8 protein-coding genes are annotated in these 17,751 nt (G+C 73.5%); 5 read left to right on the forward strand and 3 right to left on the reverse strand.

The window, feature by feature from the left end:
• Positions 1-26: 26 nt before the first annotated feature.
• The 3 genes from ACFYM0_RS10705 (at position 27) to ACFYM0_RS10715 (ending at position 12,331) form a co-directional block, all read left to right on the forward strand.
• A complete protein-coding gene (locus ACFYM0_RS10705; protein WP_388499055.1) occupies positions 27-5,735 on the forward strand; it encodes an amino acid adenylation domain-containing protein in 5,709 nt (1,902 codons plus the stop codon).
• Entirely contained in the window at positions 5,732-9,124 is a 3,393-nt protein-coding gene (locus tag ACFYM0_RS10710; RefSeq protein ID WP_388499058.1) for a condensation domain-containing protein, read from the forward strand. Before ACFYM0_RS10705 ends, ACFYM0_RS10710 begins: the two co-directional genes overlap by 4 nt.
• Before the next feature lie 90 nt (positions 9,125-9,214).
• Positions 9,215-12,331 (forward strand): AMP-binding protein, encoded by a 3,117-nt coding sequence (locus ACFYM0_RS10715; RefSeq protein ID WP_388499059.1) that lies wholly within the window; start codon positions 9,215-9,217, stop codon positions 12,329-12,331.
• Between the two features lie 120 nt (positions 12,332-12,451).
• On the opposite strand, the gene ACFYM0_RS10720 is transcribed toward ACFYM0_RS10715, so the two are convergent.
• Both ACFYM0_RS10720 and ACFYM0_RS10725 read right to left on the reverse strand, forming a co-directional pair.
• Entirely contained in the window at positions 12,452-12,880 is a 429-nt protein-coding gene (locus tag ACFYM0_RS10720; protein WP_388499061.1) for a hypothetical protein, read from the reverse strand.
• A gap of 439 nt (positions 12,881-13,319) precedes the next feature.
• Entirely contained in the window at positions 13,320-13,682 is a 363-nt protein-coding gene (locus ACFYM0_RS10725) for a transglycosylase family protein (protein WP_388499064.1), read from the reverse strand.
• A 436-nt stretch (positions 13,683-14,118) separates the two neighbouring features.
• Between ACFYM0_RS10725 and ACFYM0_RS10730 the strand changes: the two genes are divergently transcribed.
• Both ACFYM0_RS10730 and ACFYM0_RS10735 read left to right on the forward strand, forming a co-directional pair.
• Complete coding sequence (locus tag ACFYM0_RS10730) at positions 14,119-15,333, forward strand: 4-hydroxybenzoate 3-monooxygenase (protein WP_388499066.1); 1,215 nt, start codon at positions 14,119-14,121, stop codon at positions 15,331-15,333.
• Positions 15,334-15,441: 108 nt separating this feature from the next.
• Positions 15,442-17,232 (forward strand): methyltransferase, encoded by a 1,791-nt coding sequence (locus tag ACFYM0_RS10735; protein ID WP_388499069.1) that lies wholly within the window; start codon positions 15,442-15,444, stop codon positions 17,230-17,232.
• A 67-nt stretch (positions 17,233-17,299) separates the two neighbouring features.
• On the opposite strand, the gene ACFYM0_RS10740 is transcribed toward ACFYM0_RS10735, so the two are convergent.
• On the reverse strand, positions 17,300-17,632 hold the full coding sequence (locus ACFYM0_RS10740) for a hypothetical protein (protein WP_388499072.1): 333 nt from the start codon (positions 17,630-17,632) through the stop codon (positions 17,300-17,302).
• Positions 17,633-17,751 lie beyond the last annotated feature (119 nt).

The raw sequence follows: 17,751 nt of genomic DNA on the forward strand, positions 1-17,751 counted from the left end.
CCGCCGTACGCCCGAACAGGAACTCGATGACGGATACCCAGGACCTGCCCGCCGACTGGTCCGCAGCCAAGCGCGCCCTCCTCAGCCAGCGACTGCGCGGCGCCGCGGCCCCCGCGCGGGTGGTGGACCCCCGCCCGGTGGACACCGCACCTCCGCTGTCCAGCGGCCAGGAACGGCTCTGGTTCATGGACCAGTTCGCTCCCGGCTCCACGGCCTACACGCTGGCGCCGGCCCGCCGGCTCCGGGGCCCCTTCGACCGCGCCGCGCTGGACGCCGCGCTGACCGACCTGGTGGCCCGGCACGAGAGCCTGCGGATGACCTTCCGCACCACCGAGGCCGGCACCGCCGAGGTCCGGGTGGCCGATCCGGCACCGTTCGCCGCCCAGCACCTGGACGCCGTGGCGGACCCGGATCCGCAGGCGCGTGCCGCCTCCGAACTCGGCGCGCTGATCGCCGAACCCTTCGACCTCCAGGCCGGCCCGCTGCTGCGTGCCCTGGTGGTCCGGATCGCCGAGGACGACCACGTACTGGCCCTGGTGATGCACCACATCATCTGCGACGGCTGGTCGATCGACCTCCTCAACCGAGAGCTCGACCTCCTCTACGCCCACCACGCCCACGGCGCCCCGGCCGAACTCCCCGCGCTCCCCGTCCAGTTCGGCGACTACGCGGCCTGGCAGCGGGACCGTCTGGAGAGCGGGCAGCTCGCCGCCTCGCGCGAGCACTGGCGCACCGAACTCGACGGCGTCCCGGCCCTGGAGCTGCCCTCCGACCGTCCCCGGCCACCGGTGTTCACCTTCGGCGGGGCCGCGACCGAGTTCCACTGGAGTTCCGAACTTTCGCGCCGGATAGCCGAGTTGGCACGGTCCTACGGCGCCTCCACGTACATGGTGCTGATGGCCGCGTTCCAGGCTCTGCTGGGCCGGCACTCCGGCCAGCGCGACTTCGCCGTCGGCTCCGCCGTCGCCGGCCGTCTCCACCACGAACTCGAAGGCGTGGTGGGAGCGTTCGTCAACATGCTGCCGATCCGCGCCAGGCTCTCCGCCGACCTCGACTTCGGCCGGCTGATCAGCCGGGTCCGCGAGACCACGCTCGACGCGTACGCGCACCAGGAAGTGCCGTTCGAGCAGATGGTCGGCGATCTCGCGGTGGAACGCGACGTCAGCCGCGCCGCCGTGTTCCAGACCACCTTCGCCTTCCAGAACTACGGCGACCGCGCCACCACCCCCACCGCCGGCCTTTACTCCGAGGGCTTCGGCTACGAAGCCACCACCACCCACGCCGACCTCGCCCTCTACATGCGCGAGGAGCCGGACGGCGGCCTCTACGGTCTGTTCACCTACCGCACCGACCTCTTCGACGCCGGCACCGTCGAGCGGCTCGCCGAGCGGTTCGAGCTGCTGACCGCGGCCGGTATCGCCGATCCCGCACTGCCGGTCGACCGGCTTCCACTGCTGAACGCGGCCGAGCGGACGGCCGTGCTGGAGACCTGGGCCACCGGTCCCGCGCTGCCGCAGGGAGGTCCCGCCACACTCACCCAGGCGCTGGCCCGGACGGCGGACCGGACACCGGAGGCGCCCGCGCTGGTCTTCGAGGACCGCACGCTCACCTACGGCGACCTCGACCGGCGCGCCACTGCCATGGCCCGGCGCCTGCGGGCGCTGGGCGTGGGGGCGGACGACCGGGTGGCCGTCTGCCTGGAGCAGTCCCCCGAGCTGGCGATCGCCCTGGTCGCCGTGCTCAAGGCCGGCGGCGGCTACCTGCCGCTCGACCCCGAGCAGCCCCCGGCCCGGCTCGCCCACCTGGTGGCCGATGCCGGAGCCAGGGTCCTGATCACCGACGCCGTACTGCGACCGCGGTTCGGCGACCACCCGGCCGTCGACCTGCTGACCGGCGACAACGGGGACCGCTGCGACAGCCAGGACGGCAACGCGGCGGAGGGGGACGGGACGCCCCTGGAGGAGGTCTCGGGCCCCGACCACCTGGCGTACGTGATCTACACCTCGGGCTCCACCGGTACGCCCAAGGGCGTCGCCGTACAGCACCGCCAGATCCTCAACTACCTCGCGGGCGCGGGCGAACGGCTGCGGATCGAGCCCGGGGCCTCCTACGGACTGCTGCAGTCGCTCGCCTTCGACTTCAGCATGACCATGCTCTACCTGGCGCTCACCACCGGCGGCCGGGTCCACCTGCTGCCGCGCCGGATCGCGGGCGTGGAACTGGCCGCGGAGATCGAGCGGGCCGGCATCGACCACCTGAAGATGACGCCGTCCCACCTGGCCGCGCTGACCGCCGACGCACCGCTCGAGCGGCTGCTGCCGCGCCGCACGCTGGTCCTCGGCGGCGAGGCCAGCAGCTGGTCCTGGGCGGCGGGCATCGCCGCACTGGGCCGGTGCGCCGTGTTCAACCACTACGGGCCGACCGAGGCGACGGTGGGGATCACCGTCCACGAGGTCACCGCCGACGGCCTGAACGCGCCGGGCAGCACCCCGATCGGCAGCCCGCTCGCCGGCGGGCGCTGCTACGTGCTGGACGAGGCCCGCAGTCCCGTTCCGCCGGGCGTCACCGGTGAGCTGTATCTGGGTGGGGACCGGCTGGCCCGGGGCTACCTCGGGCGGCCGGACCTGACCGCCGAGCGCTTCCTGCCCGATCCGTACGCCGATCCGTACGCCGACCCGTCCGGGGCGACGCCGTCCGGGGCGGAGCTCGCCACGGCCGACCCGTCCTCCACCGGCCCGTCCTCCACCGACCGGGACGCCCCGGTCAAGGGCGGCCCGCGGATGTACCGCACGGGCGACCTGGCGCGCTGGCGCACGGACGGAACCCTGGAGTACCTCGGCCGCGGCGACGACCAGATCAAGGTCCGCGGCTACCGGGTCGAGCCCGGCGAGATCGAGGCCGCGCTGACCGCCCTCCCCGGGATCACCCAGGCGGTGGTCCTGGCCCGCGGCGAGGGCGTCAAGCAGAACCTCGTCGCCTACCTGGAGCGCCCCGCCGGCGGCGAACCTCCGGCCGCCGCCGAACTGCGCGCCGCCCTCGGCGAGGTCCTGCCGGACTACATGGTCCCGGCCCGCTACGTGGTGCTGGAGCGACTGCCGCTGCTCGCCCACGGCAAGGTCGACCGCAAGGCGCTGCCGGCGCCCGCGGACGGCCCGGCCGCCGGCGCACACGTCGACCCCGAGGGCGTGACCGAGCAGGTGATCGCCGCCATGTGGGCGGACCTGCTGGACCTCCCGCGGGTCGGCGCGCTGGACGACTTCTTCGAGCTCGGGGGCCACTCCCTGCTCGCCACCCAGGTGGTCGCCAAGATGCGCCGGGCCTTCCCCGACCTGGCCACCCCGGTCGGCGTGATGGACCTCTTCAAGCACCCGACGGTCCGCCGGCTCGCCGAGCTGGTGGCCACCCCCGAGGCGGACCGCGGCCCGCGCCGGCTGCTGCACCTGCTCACCCCCGAACGCCGCGAGGCGGCCGCCACCGTGGTCTGCGCCCCCTACGGCGGCGGCAGCGCACTGATCTACAAGCCGCTCGCCGACGCCATGCCGGCGGACTGGGCCCTGCACTCCATCGCCGTCCCCGGGCACGAGCTGGGCGAGGAGGCGATGGACATCGACGAGGTCGCCCGGCTCTGCGCCGAGGAGATCGTCACGAACGTGGCCGGACCACTGGTGCTCTACGGGCACTGCGGGGTCGGCGTCCGGCTGACCGTGGAGATCGCCCGCCGGGTGGAGGCGGCCGGCCGGGAGATCGACGCCGTCCACCTCGGGGGCATCTTCCCGTTCGCCCGTCCGAAGGGCCGCGGCGCCGCGATGGCCGAGCGCTTCGCCGAACTGGCCACCCGCCTGCGCAGCGACCAGGGCATGATCAACGCCCTGGCCGCGGCGGGGCTGGACGTGGACGAGGTGGACGAGGACCAGCTGCGGCTGATCGTGCACAACCGCCGGGTCGGCACCCAGGGCGCCGAACGCTACTTCGGCGAGCTGTACGAGAGCGAGGGCGGCGCCATCACGGCGCCGGTGATCGCCGTCTGCGGCGACCGCGATCCCGCGACCGAGTTCTACCAGGAGCGGTTCCGCGAGTGGCACCGGATCACCGGGACCGCCGCCGTGGTGGTCCTGGACGAGGCCGGGCACTTCTACCTCAAGTACCGCGCCGAGGAGTTGGCCGACATCCTGACCGGGGTGCACCGCTCGATCGCCGCGGGCGAGGAGGCGCGCCACGAGCACACCGCCGACGCCACCTGGTGGCTGGCCGGCCTCTCCCGCGACGCCACCGGGACGGATCGCGCCCCCGAGCCGGAATCCGACCCCGAACCCGGCTCCGAACCCGGCCCCGAATCCGGTCCCGGACCCGGGAAGCCGGGGAAGTCCCGGAAGGCACGCGTGCGCCGCCCGGTCCGCCCGACCATGGGCCGCTTCCTGGCCATCGCCACCGGCCAGCAGCTCTCGATGATCGGCTCGGCCCTCACCGAGTTCGCCCTGCCGATCTGGATCTACCTGCAGACCGGCTCGCTGTTCCAGCTCGGCATGCTCGCCGCCTTCGGCCTGGTACCCGGCATCGTGGTCGCCCCGCTGGCCGGCGCCATCGTCGACCGCGGCGACCGCCGCCGGGTCATGCTGTGGGGCGACGTCGCGGCCGGCTTGACCCAGGCCGCCCTGCTGGCGCTCTACCTCGGCGATTCGCTGGAGATCTGGCACTGCTACGTGATGATCTCCCTGCTCTCCGCCGCACTCGCCTTCCAGCGCGTCGCCTGGGGCTCGGCGGTACCGCAGCTGGTGCCCAAGCGCTTCCTCGGACGCGCCAACGGTGTGGTCCAGATGGCCTTCGGCCTCGCCCAGTTCCTCGTACCGCTGATCGCCGTCGGAATCCTGCACGTGATCGGCCTCGGCGGCATCCTCGTCTTCGACGTCGTCAGCTACCTGGTCGCCACCGGTGTCACCCTGGCGGTGCGCTTCCCCGACGTGATGGCGGCCACCCGCCGCGAGAGCGTCGGCGCCGAAATCCGGGCGGGCTTCCAACGGGCTCTGGGAAGCCGGCACTTCAGAGCCATGCTGTTCTGGTTCGCGGCGCTGAACATCTTCCTCTCACCGCTCTTCCTGCTCATCACTCCGCTGGTGCTCTCCTTCTCCTCGACCGCCGCGGCCGGCTGGGTATCCACCGCGGCCGGCCTGGGCGCCGTGCTCGGCGGCCTCACCCTGCTGGTCTGGGGAGGGCCGCGCCGGATGCGCCTGCGCGGCGTCCTGCTGGCCGCCCTCGGCCTCGCCGCCGCCTGCGTCGTCACCGGCCTGCGGCCCTCGGTGACCGTGGTCGCCGCCGGAGCGTTCGGCATGACCTACGGGCTGGCCCTGCTCAACGGCATCTACGCGACGGTCATCCAGACCAAGGTGCCGATGCGCTTCCACGGCCGGGTGATCGCGGTGAACACCCTCGTCGCCTGGTCCACCCTGCCGATCGGCTTCGCCCTGGTCGCCCCGGCCGGACCCGAGCTGCTCCAGCCCCTGATGGACGAGGGCGGCGCGCTGGCCTCCAGCGTCGGCGCGCTGATCGGCACCGGCGACGGGCGCGGCATCGGCCTGCTCTACCTGGTGTTCGGCCTGGCCATGGCCGCTCTGGTCCTGATCAGCCTCTGCATTCCCGTCCTGGCCCGCTTCGACCGGGAAGTCCCGGACGCCGAGTCCGACGACCTGATCGGCCTGGAAACCCTGCAGGCCCGCGCGAAAGGCGAGATGAACGCATGACCTCCCCGACCCCGATCTCCCGCCATCCACTGACCGACGAGCAGCGACGGCTCTGGTTCCTCCAGCAACTGAACCCCCAGGACGCCGGGTTCAACATGTACCTGAACCGGCGCTGGAGCGGGCCGATCGACCCGCGGGCCCTGAGTGCGGCGCTCACCCGGCTCACCGAGCGGCACGGGGTGCTGCGCACCCGGTTCGCCCTGGACGGCGAGCATCCCGTCCAGCTCGTGGGGCCCGTACGGGACGTCGAACTCGCCCTGGTCCCGATACCGGACGCCGCGGAGGAATCCTTCACGGCGGCCTGCGCCCCCTTCGTCAACGCTCCCTTCGACCTGGGCGAGCGCCCGCCGCTGCGGGCCGTCCTGGTCAGCGCCGGAGAGCACGAGCACGCCCTGAGCGTGGTGGTCCACCACATCGTCTCCGACGGCTGGTCGTTCACCGTGCTGTGGCGCGAACTGCTCGCGCTGTACCGCGAGGAGATCGGCGAGGGCGAGGCCGAACTGCCGGCGCTCAAGCTCCAGTTCGGCGAGTTCGCCCTCGCCGAGCGGACCAGGCTGGACGGCGGCGCCGCCGAGGAGGCGGTCCGCCACTGGAGCGGACGACTGGCCGGTGTCACCGCCCTGCGGATGCCGCTGGATCACCCCAGGCCCGCCGAGCCCGCCCACCCGGCCGGCTTCGCCGACCTCGCCCTCGGCCCCGATCTCGTCGCCGGACTCGACGCCTTGGCCCGTGAGCAGCGCTGCACCCCGTTCATGGTGCTGCTCGCCGCCTACCAGAGCGTGCTGGGCCGCTGGAGCGGCTGCGACGACTTCGCCGTCGGCACCCCGCTGGCCGGCCGGAACGAGACCGCCCACGAGGCCCTGCTCGGCTACTTCTCCCGCACCGGGGTGATCCGTGCGGACCTCACCGGCGGTCCCGATTTCCGCACGGTGCTGCGCCGGGTGCGGTCCGCCACGATGGCGGCTCTCAGTCATCAGGACATCCCGGTCGAGCGGGTGGCCGCCGAGCTGGGGCTGCCCGTGCTGCCCGGCGTCGGCCCGCTCTACCAGGCGGTGTTCGTCCACCAGAGCCAGTACGAGCTGGCCGGCGCCGACGAGCGGACCTCGCTGCCTTCGGGCGTCCGGACGGCGAGCATGGACTCCGGCTTCGACCGGGCCAAGACCGATCTGCTGCTGGACAGCTGGCGTACCCCGGACGGCGGGATGACGCTCTCGTTCTGCTTCGACCGGGAACTCTTCGAGCGCCCCACGGTCGAGGCCCTGGGGCGCCGGGTCCGCGACCTGCTCGCCCGAGTCGTCGAGGACGTCGAGGTCCCGGTGCACGGAGACTGGCTGCTGACCGGCGAGGAGCGCACCGCGCTGCTCGCGCTCGGTGCCGGACCCGCCGTCACCGAGGACGCCGGCCCGATCCTGCGCGGCTTCGCCGACCAGGTCGCCGACCGCCCCGACGCACCCGCGCTCGAATGTGCGGGCAGCGTCCTCAGCTACGCCGAACTCGACCGTGCGTCGGATGAGTTGGCCCGCCGCCTGGGCCCGGTGAACGGCCGTGCCGTGGGCGTCCGGATCGACCCCTCCTTCGACCTGGTCACCGCCCTGCTGGCGATCTGGAAGGCCGGCGCCGGCTACCTGCCGCTCGACCCCGCGCACCCGGCCGAGCGCCAGCGGCTGATGCTCGGCGAGGCCGACGCCGCCTTGCTGCTCACCGGAGGCGAGCGTCCGGACTTGGGAGTCCCGGTGCTCGTGGTCCCGGTGCTCGTGGTCCCGGTGCTGGAGGTCCCGGTGCTGGAGGTCCCGGTGCCGGGAGTACCGGTGCCGGGCCTCGGCGATCCGGACCCCGGCACCGACCGGGCCGGGGCAGGAGCCAGGGCCGGAGCAGGAGCCGGAGCCGGCACCGCGGGCATCGGGTCCGGGAGCACCGTGCCCGCAGGGACCGCACTGCCCGGGAGCGACCCGGGCGGCCTCGCGTACGTCCTCTACACCTCGGGCTCCACCGGCGCTCCCAAGGGCGTCGCCATCGAGCACGCCTCGCTCGCCGAGCGCGTCCGGTGGATGGCCGGACCGGAGGGCTACGGGCTCCGGCCGGGCGACCGGATCGTCCAGTTCGCCTCCATCGGCTTCGACACCCACGCCGAGGAGATCTGGCCCGCCCTCACCGCGGGCGCCTGTGTCGTCCTGCTGCCCGGCGGCGGCCGGATGCTGCCCGACCTGCTGCGCAGCGAGGCCGGACGGTCCGTCACCGTACTCGACCTGCCGACCGCGTACTGGCAGGAACTGGTGTCGCTCGGCGACCAGACCCCGTGGCCGCCGGCGCTGCGCCTGGTGGTCCTCGGGGGTTCCGAGGCGCACGCCGTCACCCTCGCGCAGTGGCGGGAGCGGCACGGCGACACCGTCCGGCTGGTCAACACCTACGGCCCCACCGAAGCCACCGTCATCGTCACCGCGGGCGAGCTGGCGGGCGGCGGCCCCGACGGTGATGTCGGCGCCCGTCCACCCGGTGGGCCCGGCGCCGACCGGCGCCCGCCGCTCGGCCGTCCGCTGCCGGGGGTGCGGCTCTACCTCCTGGACGAGCACCGCGGTCTGCTGCCCGCCGGCTCCGAGGGCGAGCTGTACATCGGCGGCACCGGCCTCGCACGCGGCTACCCGGCCCGGCCCGACCTCACCGCGGAGGTCTTCCTGCCGGATCCGTTCACGCAGGTCCCGGACGGCCGGATGTACCGCACCGGCGACCGCGCCCGGTGGCGCACCGACGGGCAGTTGGAGTTCCTCGGCCGCGCCGACGGGCAGGTGAAGATCCGCGGCTACCGGATCGAGCCCGCCGAGATCGAGGCCGCCCTCACGGCCCATCCGGAGGTGGGCCGGGTGGCCGTGCTGGTCCGCGACGGCCGCCGGCTGATCGCCTACGCCGTCCTGCGGCGGGACGCCGGGCAGCCGTCCGGAGCGGCGCCGCGGGCGGTCGAACTGCGCGAGTACCTGGCGCTGCGGCTGCCGGCCTTCATGGTGCCCGACGCCGTGGTGCTGCTCGACACCCTCCCGTTGAACGCCAACGGCAAGCTCGACACCACGGCCCTGCCCGACCCGGACCAGGTGGGCGCCGCCGCGGGGTACGTGGCGCCCCGCAGCGATGCGGAGGCCCTGGTGGTCGACCTCTGGCAGGAGGTGCTCGGCGTACCGAAGGTCGGCGTCCTGGACGACTTCCTCGCCCTCGGCGGGGACTCGCTCCTGGTCACCCGGGTCGCCGCCCGCATCCGGGCCGGCGTCGGGCTCGACGTGTCGATCCGCGACGTCTTCGACAGCCCCACCCCGGCAGCCCTGGCAGCCCGGATCGAGGCCCTGCTGATCGCGGAGATCGATGCCCTCAGCGAGGAGGAGGCCACCGGCCGGCTGGCCTGACGCCGCCTGCCCGGACGCCTGCCTCACCCTCTTCTCCCCCTCCCCCTTGCTCTCCCCCGAATCACACCGGAGCTCGCCATCGCCACCACCGTGCCACCCGCCGCGACAACCGTCCCGGAGCTCCTCGACGCCCGGGCCGCCGAACACCCGGACCGCGTGGCCCTTCAGGTCGTCGGCGGCGGGGAACTCAGCTACCGCCGCTGGCGCGAGGAGGCGCTGCGCGCTTCCGTCGGGCTGGCCGCCGCCGGGGTCGGGCCGCACGACCGGGTGGTGCTGCGGTTCTCCAACGCACACTGGGAGCGGTACGCCGTCGGCTTCCTGGCCGTCCAGTACGCGGGCGGGGTGCCCGTCCCGGTCCGTGAGGACCTGTCCGAGACCGATGCCGTCGCCCTGGCCGCGCTGGCCGGAGCCGGCACGGTCCTGCGGGAGGGGGAGCGTGAGGGTGAGGGGGAGGGTGAAGGCAACCCGTCCACCATCCCGGGACTGGTGGACCTGCGGCTGGGCGTCCTGCTGGCGGCGCACCCCGAGGTGCCGGCAGGCCCGCCGCACCGGGTCGGCCCGGCCGACCCGGCCCAGGTGATCGGCACCTCCGGCACCACCGGCGCGCCCAAGGGCGTGCTCGCCGCGCACGGAAACCTGACGGCGGGACTCGTCACCCACCCCCGCCGCCGCGCCTACGCGCACTCGCGGCACGCCCTGCACGCCTTCCCGATCGGGACCAACGCGGGACAGGTGATGCTGCTGGGCGCACTGACCGCCGCGCCCACCACGCTCAGCCTGCCCCGCTTCGACGCGGACCAGTTCGGCATCGCGGTCGAGAAGTTCGGGATCGGCACCGCCTTCCTGGTGCCCTCGATGGCGATCGAACTGGTCAACGCCGGCGCCGCCGGGCGGTACGACCTGAGCAGTCTGCGCCTGGTCAACTCCTCCGCCGCCGCACTGCCCGTACCGGTGGCGGCCGCGCTGGCAGCGGCGCTGCCCGGTGCGACGCTGGTCAACACCTACACCTCCGCAGAGGCCTCGCCCGCGCAGATCTCCACCGTGGTCGACACGCGCCGCCCCGGCTCGCTGGGCCGCCCGGCGGACCCCCGTGACATCCGGATCCTCGACGCGGACGGGCTGCCGCTGCCCGCCGGGCAGACCGGCGAGGTCTGGCTCCGCCAGCCCGGACCGCCCCGCGGCTACCTGGGGGCCGCCGGGGAGAGCGCCCGGGTGTTCCGCGACGGCTGGGTACGGATGGGCGATGTCGGCCGCCTCGACCCGGACGGCTACCTGTACTTGGTCGACCGGGAGAGCGACGTCATCAAGAGCGGTGCGCTGAAGGTCTCCACGCTGCGGATCGAGGAGGTGCTGCACGAGCACCCCGGGGTCCGCGACGCGGCCGCGCTCGGCCTGCCGCACCCGGTGATGGGCGCCGTCCCGGTGGCGGTCGTGGTGGCCGGGCCCGGCGGTCTGGACCTGGACGAGCTCCGGCTGTTCCTGAGCGCCCGGTTGAGCCGGCCCGAACTGCCGGTCAGGATCCTGCTCGCCGACGGCCTGCCCGGCAACCCGAGCGGCAAGGTGGTCAAGCACCGGCTCCGCCCGCTGTTCGACGCGCCCGCCGAGTCCACGGGTCCCGCGGTCGCGCCGGCCTCCCCGACGGAACTGCGGTTGGCCGGACTCTGGCGGCGCCTGCTCGGCCGGCCGGTCACCGACGTGGCCGCCGAGTTCTTCGCGCTCGGCGGTGACTCGTTCCGAGCCGTCCAGCTCGCCACCGCCATCAGCGGCGAGTTCGGGATCCGGGCGAGCACCGCCATGGTCTTCGAGCGGCCCTCGCTGCGGTCCCAGGCCGCTTGGGCGGACCATCCCGACCGGCTGCGGAAGCCTGCCGACGGGATGGACGCCGAGCTGTCCGCAGGGGTGTCCACCGGGACGGAGACGACCGTCACGCCCTACCTGGCCGCGCTCCGTGCGCAGCCGCACGCCGTCGCGCTCACCTCGCAGCAGGAGAACTTCTTCCGCTGGATGGCCGAGGCCCCCGGGCGGGACGCCGGCGCGGTGACGGCGCTGTTCCGGGTGACCGACCGGCTGGAGCCGCAGACCCTGGGCCTGGCCCTCACCGAGGTGGTCCGGCGTCATCCGGCGCTGCGGACGCGGTTCGAGGCGGCGGGGGAAGGGGTCGTACGGGCGGTGCTGGACGAGGAGCCCCGGGTGCGGATCACCCTGACCCCGGCCCCCGGGGCCACGGACGCGGAGGTGGACGCCCTGCTGCTGGCCGAGCGCGACCGTCTCACCGACCTGGCCCGGGACCCGATGGCGCGCCTCCTGGTGGTCAGCCGGTCGGAGACCGACCACGTGGTGCTGGTGGCGGTGCACCACATGGTGTCCGACGGCTGGTCGGTCGGTGTGCTGCTGGCCGACCTCGGGGTGTTCTACTCGGCGCTGCGACGCGGACGATCTGCCCCGCCCGCCCGTACGGGCCCGGGCTACCAGGAGTTGGTGGACTGGGCGAACGCGCACTGGCCGGCCTCGCGGACTCACTTCGGATCCGCGCTGGCCGGGGCGCCGGAGGCCGTGGAGCAGTTCGCCGGCCGCCGGGCGGTGGAGGAAGTACTCACCCAGGCGCACGAGTTCGAGGTGTCGGCGCCGTTGGCGCAAGCATTGCGGGCCCGGGCGGCCGAGTTGGGCGCCACGCCCTTCCTGGCCGTCACGGCGGCCTGGACCGGACTGCTGGCGAGCCGCAGCGGCCGGCCGGACCTGGTGGTGATGACCCCGGTGCCCGGCCGCCCGCGCCCGGAGGCCGAGCGGACGGTGGGCTGCTTCGTCCAGTCGCTGCTGCTGCGGGTCGACGCGAGCGGGGGACCTGGTTTCGCCGAGCTGGTGGACCGGCTGCGGACGGTCTACAGCGAGGCACTGGACCACCAGCTGTACCCGTTCGCCGAGTTCAGTCCGGCCGTCCCGTTCGCGGCCTGGCTCCGCTACGAGGCGTGGGCCGCGCCCGCCCAACTGCCCGGCCTGGCCTGCGCGCCCTGGGAGCTGCCGCGCGGCAGCACCGTCCCCTGGCCGCTGCCGGGCGGCGACCGGGGCGTGCCCGAGCTGACCGTGGTCGAGCAGCCGGACGGCGGCCTGCGGTGCTGGCTGCAGTACAACGCGCTGGCCTTCGACCTCCCCGTCATCACCGAGCTGGCGGCGGAGTTCACCGCCGCACTGACCGCCGCCTGCGGGTGACCCGCTGCCGGGTCTGGACTTCGTCGACCGGATCCGGATGCCGTGACCGTCAACCTCCCTCCGGGCCGGAGCGGGGCGCCCGTACCACCGCGCCCCGCTCGGCGGTGCGTCCGGGTCGGGTCAAGAGCACTGCAGGCCGGACTGGGCGCTCGCGACGGCCGTGTCGAGCTTCTGCAGGTCCGGGGTGAGCTTGGTGAGGACCTCGGCGCCGGTGGTGTCGCCGGGCAGGTCCTCGTACGTCTTCTTCACACCGTCCGCGGCGGACTTCACCGCGTCCTTCTGGGCGGCGTTGAACTGCGCGGTGGACTCGGCGACGGTCTTCCAGTCGTCCTGCACGGCCTTGTGTGCGTCCTTGATCTGGTCCTTGGTGGCCGTCGCCGGGTCGAGCGCCCGCAACTTCGCGTTGTCGGCCTTGAGTTCGGTCAGACTGCTGCACAGCTCCGTGGTCGCGTCGTCGGTGGGCGCGGCGGCGAAGGCCGAGGCGGCCCCGCCGGCCACGAGAAGCGCTGCGGCGGCCGTGCTCACGGCCGTGGCGAGAAGTCGGTTCATCTGTGATGCACCCCTTCGGGGAAGACGCCCCCCGGTTCAGCCCCCACTCGTACCAACCTGGCACAGGGACCCCGAGCCCGCATCCGCACACCACACCCCCGACCCACCGGAATTCCCGACGAAACCGCAGGTCAGTGGGGATGCGCGGCCGGTCGGATCCCGCACGCGGCCCGGTCGGCCGGGCCGTCCGCAGGAGGCTGTGGGGCCGGCCGTCACTTGCGGGCACGGTGCCGGCGTGCGATTATGCCCCCCCCATCGGGCCCTTCGAGAACACCGTGCCGACCCCCGGTCGTCTCGCCGAGCCCACCCCGCCCTGGCACGAGCCGTCGATGGCCCGGCCAACCGACGGGCGCCGGACGTCAACAACCGGCGATCTTGCGGATGCTCGGTCGGGGCGGATCCAACAGGGCCACTGCGCGGCCCTGTTGGATCGTGAGCCTCAGACGCGGCGGGCGCAGGTCCAGGCCCCCATTCCCTGGATCTTGGCAAGCCTCCTCGCCGTGGCGATCTGCTCCGCCTTGGTGGCGAGGTCGGCGCGCGGTGCGTACTTGCGACCTCCTGCCGCCTTCCAGCTCGACTGGGTGAACTGCAATCCGCCGTAATGGCCGTTGCCGGTGTTCGCCCGCCAGTTCCCCCCGGATTCACACCTGGCGATGGCATCCCAGTCGGGGCTCTGTTTGGAGTGGACCGCGGCGGCATGAGCCCCGGAGACGTCCAAGAGGGAGGTCGCCAATACCACGATCAGAACGAGCAGTTGACCGATCCTGTTCCGGCTTCGCCGGTCCTTTCGGTAGCGCGACATCAGTCCTCCTTCGCTGTTGGGGCCGAACCTGCCGCGAACAGCGGGCGGGCCCGCGTACGACCGCCTTCCGGTCGTGGCCACAGCACAGCACGGACCGTCCTAATTCCAGGCGCACTTACGACCGGCGAAGGGGCAACGCCACCCGAACGGACGCTCTACGCCCCTCGCACAGCCGCAATCACCCTCCGAAAACGAAAACGATGGTCACTTCTCCCCCATCCGCGAAGCCAGTTGCTCCCGGATGGCACGAATTGCCGCCCAGAGGTTTCAGTCGCCGATTCCTGGAAATTGTCGGACCGCCTTAATTTCGCAGGGAGTTGACGAACCCTGGCGGCCGAATTCCAATGACAGGCGATCCGGTGATTTTCATCCTATTGCTGCATGTGGGCTACTGGTGATCTTCGTCAAGATTTTCCGTGCTTATGATTCCGGCGCTATGACAGAAAGTCAGAATTTTCGAGGGTTACGCGCCTCGGCCGATGTGGTCGTGCTCGGCGCCGGCCCCGCGGGCCTGGTGCTCGCCAACCTCCTGCTCGGCGCCGGGATCGACTGCGTCGTTCTCGAGCGCGCCGACCGCTCGCACGTCCAGACCCGGGCCCGGGCCGGGTTCCTCGCTCCGAACACCGTGCGGATCCTGGACCGCCACGGCCTCGCCGACGGGCTGCACCGGCACGGGCGCACCCACGGTACGTGCGAGTTCCGTACCGGGGACGGCAGCTTCCGCCTCGACTACGGCTCCCTCGGCCGGGGCGAGCGGCACACCGTCTACCCGCAGCAGAACCTGGTCACGGACCTCCTGGCCCACTACCTCGACGCGGGTGGCAGGGTCCACTTCGCGACCGAGGCACTGGCGGTCCACGACGCCGACGGCGTCCGGCCGTACGTCACCACCCGGGAAGCGGACGGCCGCCCCACCCGATGGGACGCCCGGTACGTCGCCGGCTGCGACGGCCGCCACGGAGCGTCCCGCCGCTCGCTGCCGCCCGAGGCGCTCCGCCACCACCACGACCACGGCGTCAGCTGGCTCGGTCTGCTCGCCGAGGCTCCACCCAGCCTCGACGCCGTCGGCTACGCCGTCCACGAGCGCGGATTCGCCGGCCACATGGCCCGCAGCCCGCAGGTCACGCGGTACTACCTCCAGTACCGGCGCGGTGCCCCCGCCGACGCCTGGTCCGAGGAGCGGATCTGGGACGAACTCGACCTGCGGATGGGCGCTGCGCAGCACGGTCCGCTGCTCAGGGGGCCGATCATCGAGCGCGGCGTCGTCGACCTCGCGTGCGACGTGGTCGAACCGCTGCGCCACGGCTCGCTCCTGCTCGCCGGCGACGCCGCGAGCCTGACCGCGCCGGCCGCCGCGAAGGGCGCGAACCTCGCCGTACTGGGGGCGGAGATCCTGGCCGGTGCCCTCGCCGAGACCCTCGCCGGAGGGGACGGCGCGGCCCTGGACCGCTACTCGGCACAGTGCCTGGCGCACATCTGGCGCGCGCAGGAGTTCACCCAGTGGATGACCGGGCTGCTGCACGCGATCCCGGCCCGGGACCAGTCAGAGGGATCGTTCTTCCAGGCTTCCCTGCGGCGGGCCCGCCTCGACTCCTTGCGCACTTCCCGCGCCCACCAGGACTGGTTCGCCGAGAACTACGTCGGCATGTGACCACCGCTTCCCCCCGCACTGCCCCCTTCCCCGATCACCGCACAGCCGATCCACCATGCCCCGCTCCCCCGGAGCACCCGCCCCAGCACCATCCGAGGAACCTCCGCGATGACGACGACCCTCCCCGCCGAAGCGACGCGCCCCGCCGGATCGCCGCTTCGAGGCGAAACGATGCCTCCCGACGACACGGCCCGCCTGCGTGCCGCCGTCTCCTTCGTGCGGGAACACGACACCGCCACCCTGTTGCCCCTCCTGCTGCCCGGGCTGAGCGGCCCCGAACTGGAGTCCCTGGCCCCGCACTGCCGCTTCGCCCACGCCGGTCTGCTGCTCTTCCCCACCGACCCGCAGGACCTGCGCCGCCGACTCGCCGCCTGCGGGCTCGCCGTCGACACGCCGTCCCGGCCCAGCGTCGTCGTTCGGGAACGGCTCGCCCGGCGCCACCGCCGTGACCTGGCCGAGCTCGACGTCCGGATCCTGCGCCCCCGCGTCCAGGGGCCGGCCGGAGAGCGCCGCGCGGTGGAGGTCTTCGCCCTGACGGTGCCCGCGCACTCGGACCTGGAAGCGATCGCCGCGCACGAACGCGCCCGGGGCCACGAGGCCCACCTGGCCCTCGAACTGGAGCACCCGGATCCGCTGGTGCTGCGCGGCCTGTGCGCGGTGCTCGCCCGGCACGGCGCCCGCCCCGACGGCGGCGGGTACAACCCGCACGAGGACGGCACCGTCCTCTACTTCACCACCCCCGCGGCCGGGGCCTCGGGGTACCGCCGCCTGGAGCTCTACACGCCCGGCGACCACCGGGACGCCCTCGAGGACCACCTCCGCGCGTACCCCCGGGAGCGCCCGGACGCGGGCCGGCCCGCCGAGACGCTCCTGCGCCTCCTCACCGGAGCATGGACCACCCAGGCCCTCGCCGCGTTCGCACGCCTGGGCCTGCCCGACGCCATGGACCCGCACACGGCCACCGGCACCCGGGAACTCGCCCGCCGCACCGGCACCCGGCCCGAGAACCTCGCCACGCTCCTGCGCTACCTCACGATGCTCGACGTCGTGGCGGCGAACACCGCGCAGGCCGTGGAGACCGAGGACGCCGCCGCAGAGGAAAGCTTCCGCCTCACCCCGCTCGGAGCCCTGCTCCGCGCCGACTCGCCCGACACGATGCGCCCGCTGGCCCTGATGTACGCGGGCCCCTTCTACCGGTCCTTCGCCGCCCTCGACCACACCGTACGGACCGGACAGCCGGCCTTCGACCACCTCTTCGGCGAGAACCACTTCGACCACTTCGCACGCGACCCCGAACTCGCCGACCTCTTCGACCGTTCCATGGCCGCCAGTTCGCGCATGTTCCGTCCGCTCCCCGCCCATCCCGTGATCGCCGGCGCGGCCCGGGCATCCACCCCGCGGACCGTCGTCGACGTCGCCGGTGGCAACGGCGAACTCCTCGGGCGCATCCTGACCGCACACCCGGGCCTGCGGGGCACGCTCCTGGAGCGCCCGCACGCCGTCGAGGCCGCCCGCCGCTCGCTCGACGCCGCGGGCTGTGGCGACCGCTGCGACTACCGCAGCGGCGACTTCGCGGACGTACCGCACGGCGGCGACGTGTACGTCCTCTCCCGCATCCTGCACGACTGGGACGACGACCGGTGCCGTGAGATCCTGCGCCACTGCGCCCGCGCGATGCCCGCCCACGCCGACCTGCTGATCATCGAAAGGCTGCTGCCCGCCGACGGTTCCCCCTCACTGGCCACGGCCTGGGACCTCCACATGATGTGCAACGTCGGCGGTCGCGAACGCCGCGCGGAGCACTACGCCCGCCTGCTCGCCGACGCCGGACTGGAGCTGCTCGACCACACCCCCCTCCCCTTGGAGGCGTACGTCCTGCATGCCCGCAGGGCCCGGTAGCCGTCGGGCGACGTGGCGGGGACGAAGGTGGAGGACGCCCGTCGGGGTCTTCCCCGGCGGGTCGTGATCAGCGCGGCTGGGTGGAGTAGTAGCGCCGGCAGGCGCGGAGCATCCCCTCGTCGGAGAGGGTGAACACATCGACGAAGTCCCGCTGCTGCGGGGCGATACGTCCCATCGCGACCACGCAGTCCCCCTCGGCGACGATCCGGGTGATGTGGTGCCGTGCCCCATCGCCCGGGGGCGCTTCCAGGTCGGGTCCGAGGCTGCCCCCGTGCAGGAGGGACCCGTAGCCGTCGACGTCCCCGCTGTCGAGGTAGTGGTACGCGAGGCGGACGTGGTCGACCCCGGAGTCGGTGATGACGGGGCTGGGCGGGATCCGCCTCGGGTGCCGGCTGGTCATGGGGGTCCTTTCGTACGGCCGCCTCCCCTCCGGGGGCGGCAGGTACACCGTCCTCCAGTCGTGCAACTCGGGGCTATCCCCGCCCTATCACCGGCGCCTGGACCCGCGGGGCCGCCCCA

This window comes from Streptomyces sp. NPDC006487, from assembly GCF_042870555.1.
Taxonomy (GTDB): domain Bacteria; phylum Actinomycetota; class Actinomycetes; order Streptomycetales; family Streptomycetaceae; genus Streptomyces.

Bases quoted from the DNA above. Each gene is read 5' to 3' on its own strand.
- ACFYM0_RS10725 (WP_388499064.1), bottom strand. From the start codon at position 13,682: ATGTCGCGCTACCGAAAGGACCGGCGAAGCCGGAACAGGATCGGTCAA.
- ACFYM0_RS10720 (WP_388499061.1), bottom strand. From the start codon at position 12,880: ATGAACCGACTTCTCGCCACGGCCGTGAGCACGGCCGCCGCAGCGCTT.
- ACFYM0_RS10730 (WP_388499066.1), top strand. From the start codon at position 14,119: ATGACAGAAAGTCAGAATTTTCGAGGGTTACGCGCCTCGGCCGATGTG.
- ACFYM0_RS10740 (WP_388499072.1), bottom strand. From the start codon at position 17,632: ATGACCAGCCGGCACCCGAGGCGGATCCCGCCCAGCCCCGTCATCACC.
- ACFYM0_RS10710 (WP_388499058.1), top strand. From the start codon at position 5,732: ATGACCTCCCCGACCCCGATCTCCCGCCATCCACTGACCGACGAGCAG.
- ACFYM0_RS10735 (WP_388499069.1), top strand. From the start codon at position 15,442: ATGACGACGACCCTCCCCGCCGAAGCGACGCGCCCCGCCGGATCGCCG.
- ACFYM0_RS10705 (WP_388499055.1), top strand. From the start codon at position 27: ATGACGGATACCCAGGACCTGCCCGCCGACTGGTCCGCAGCCAAGCGC.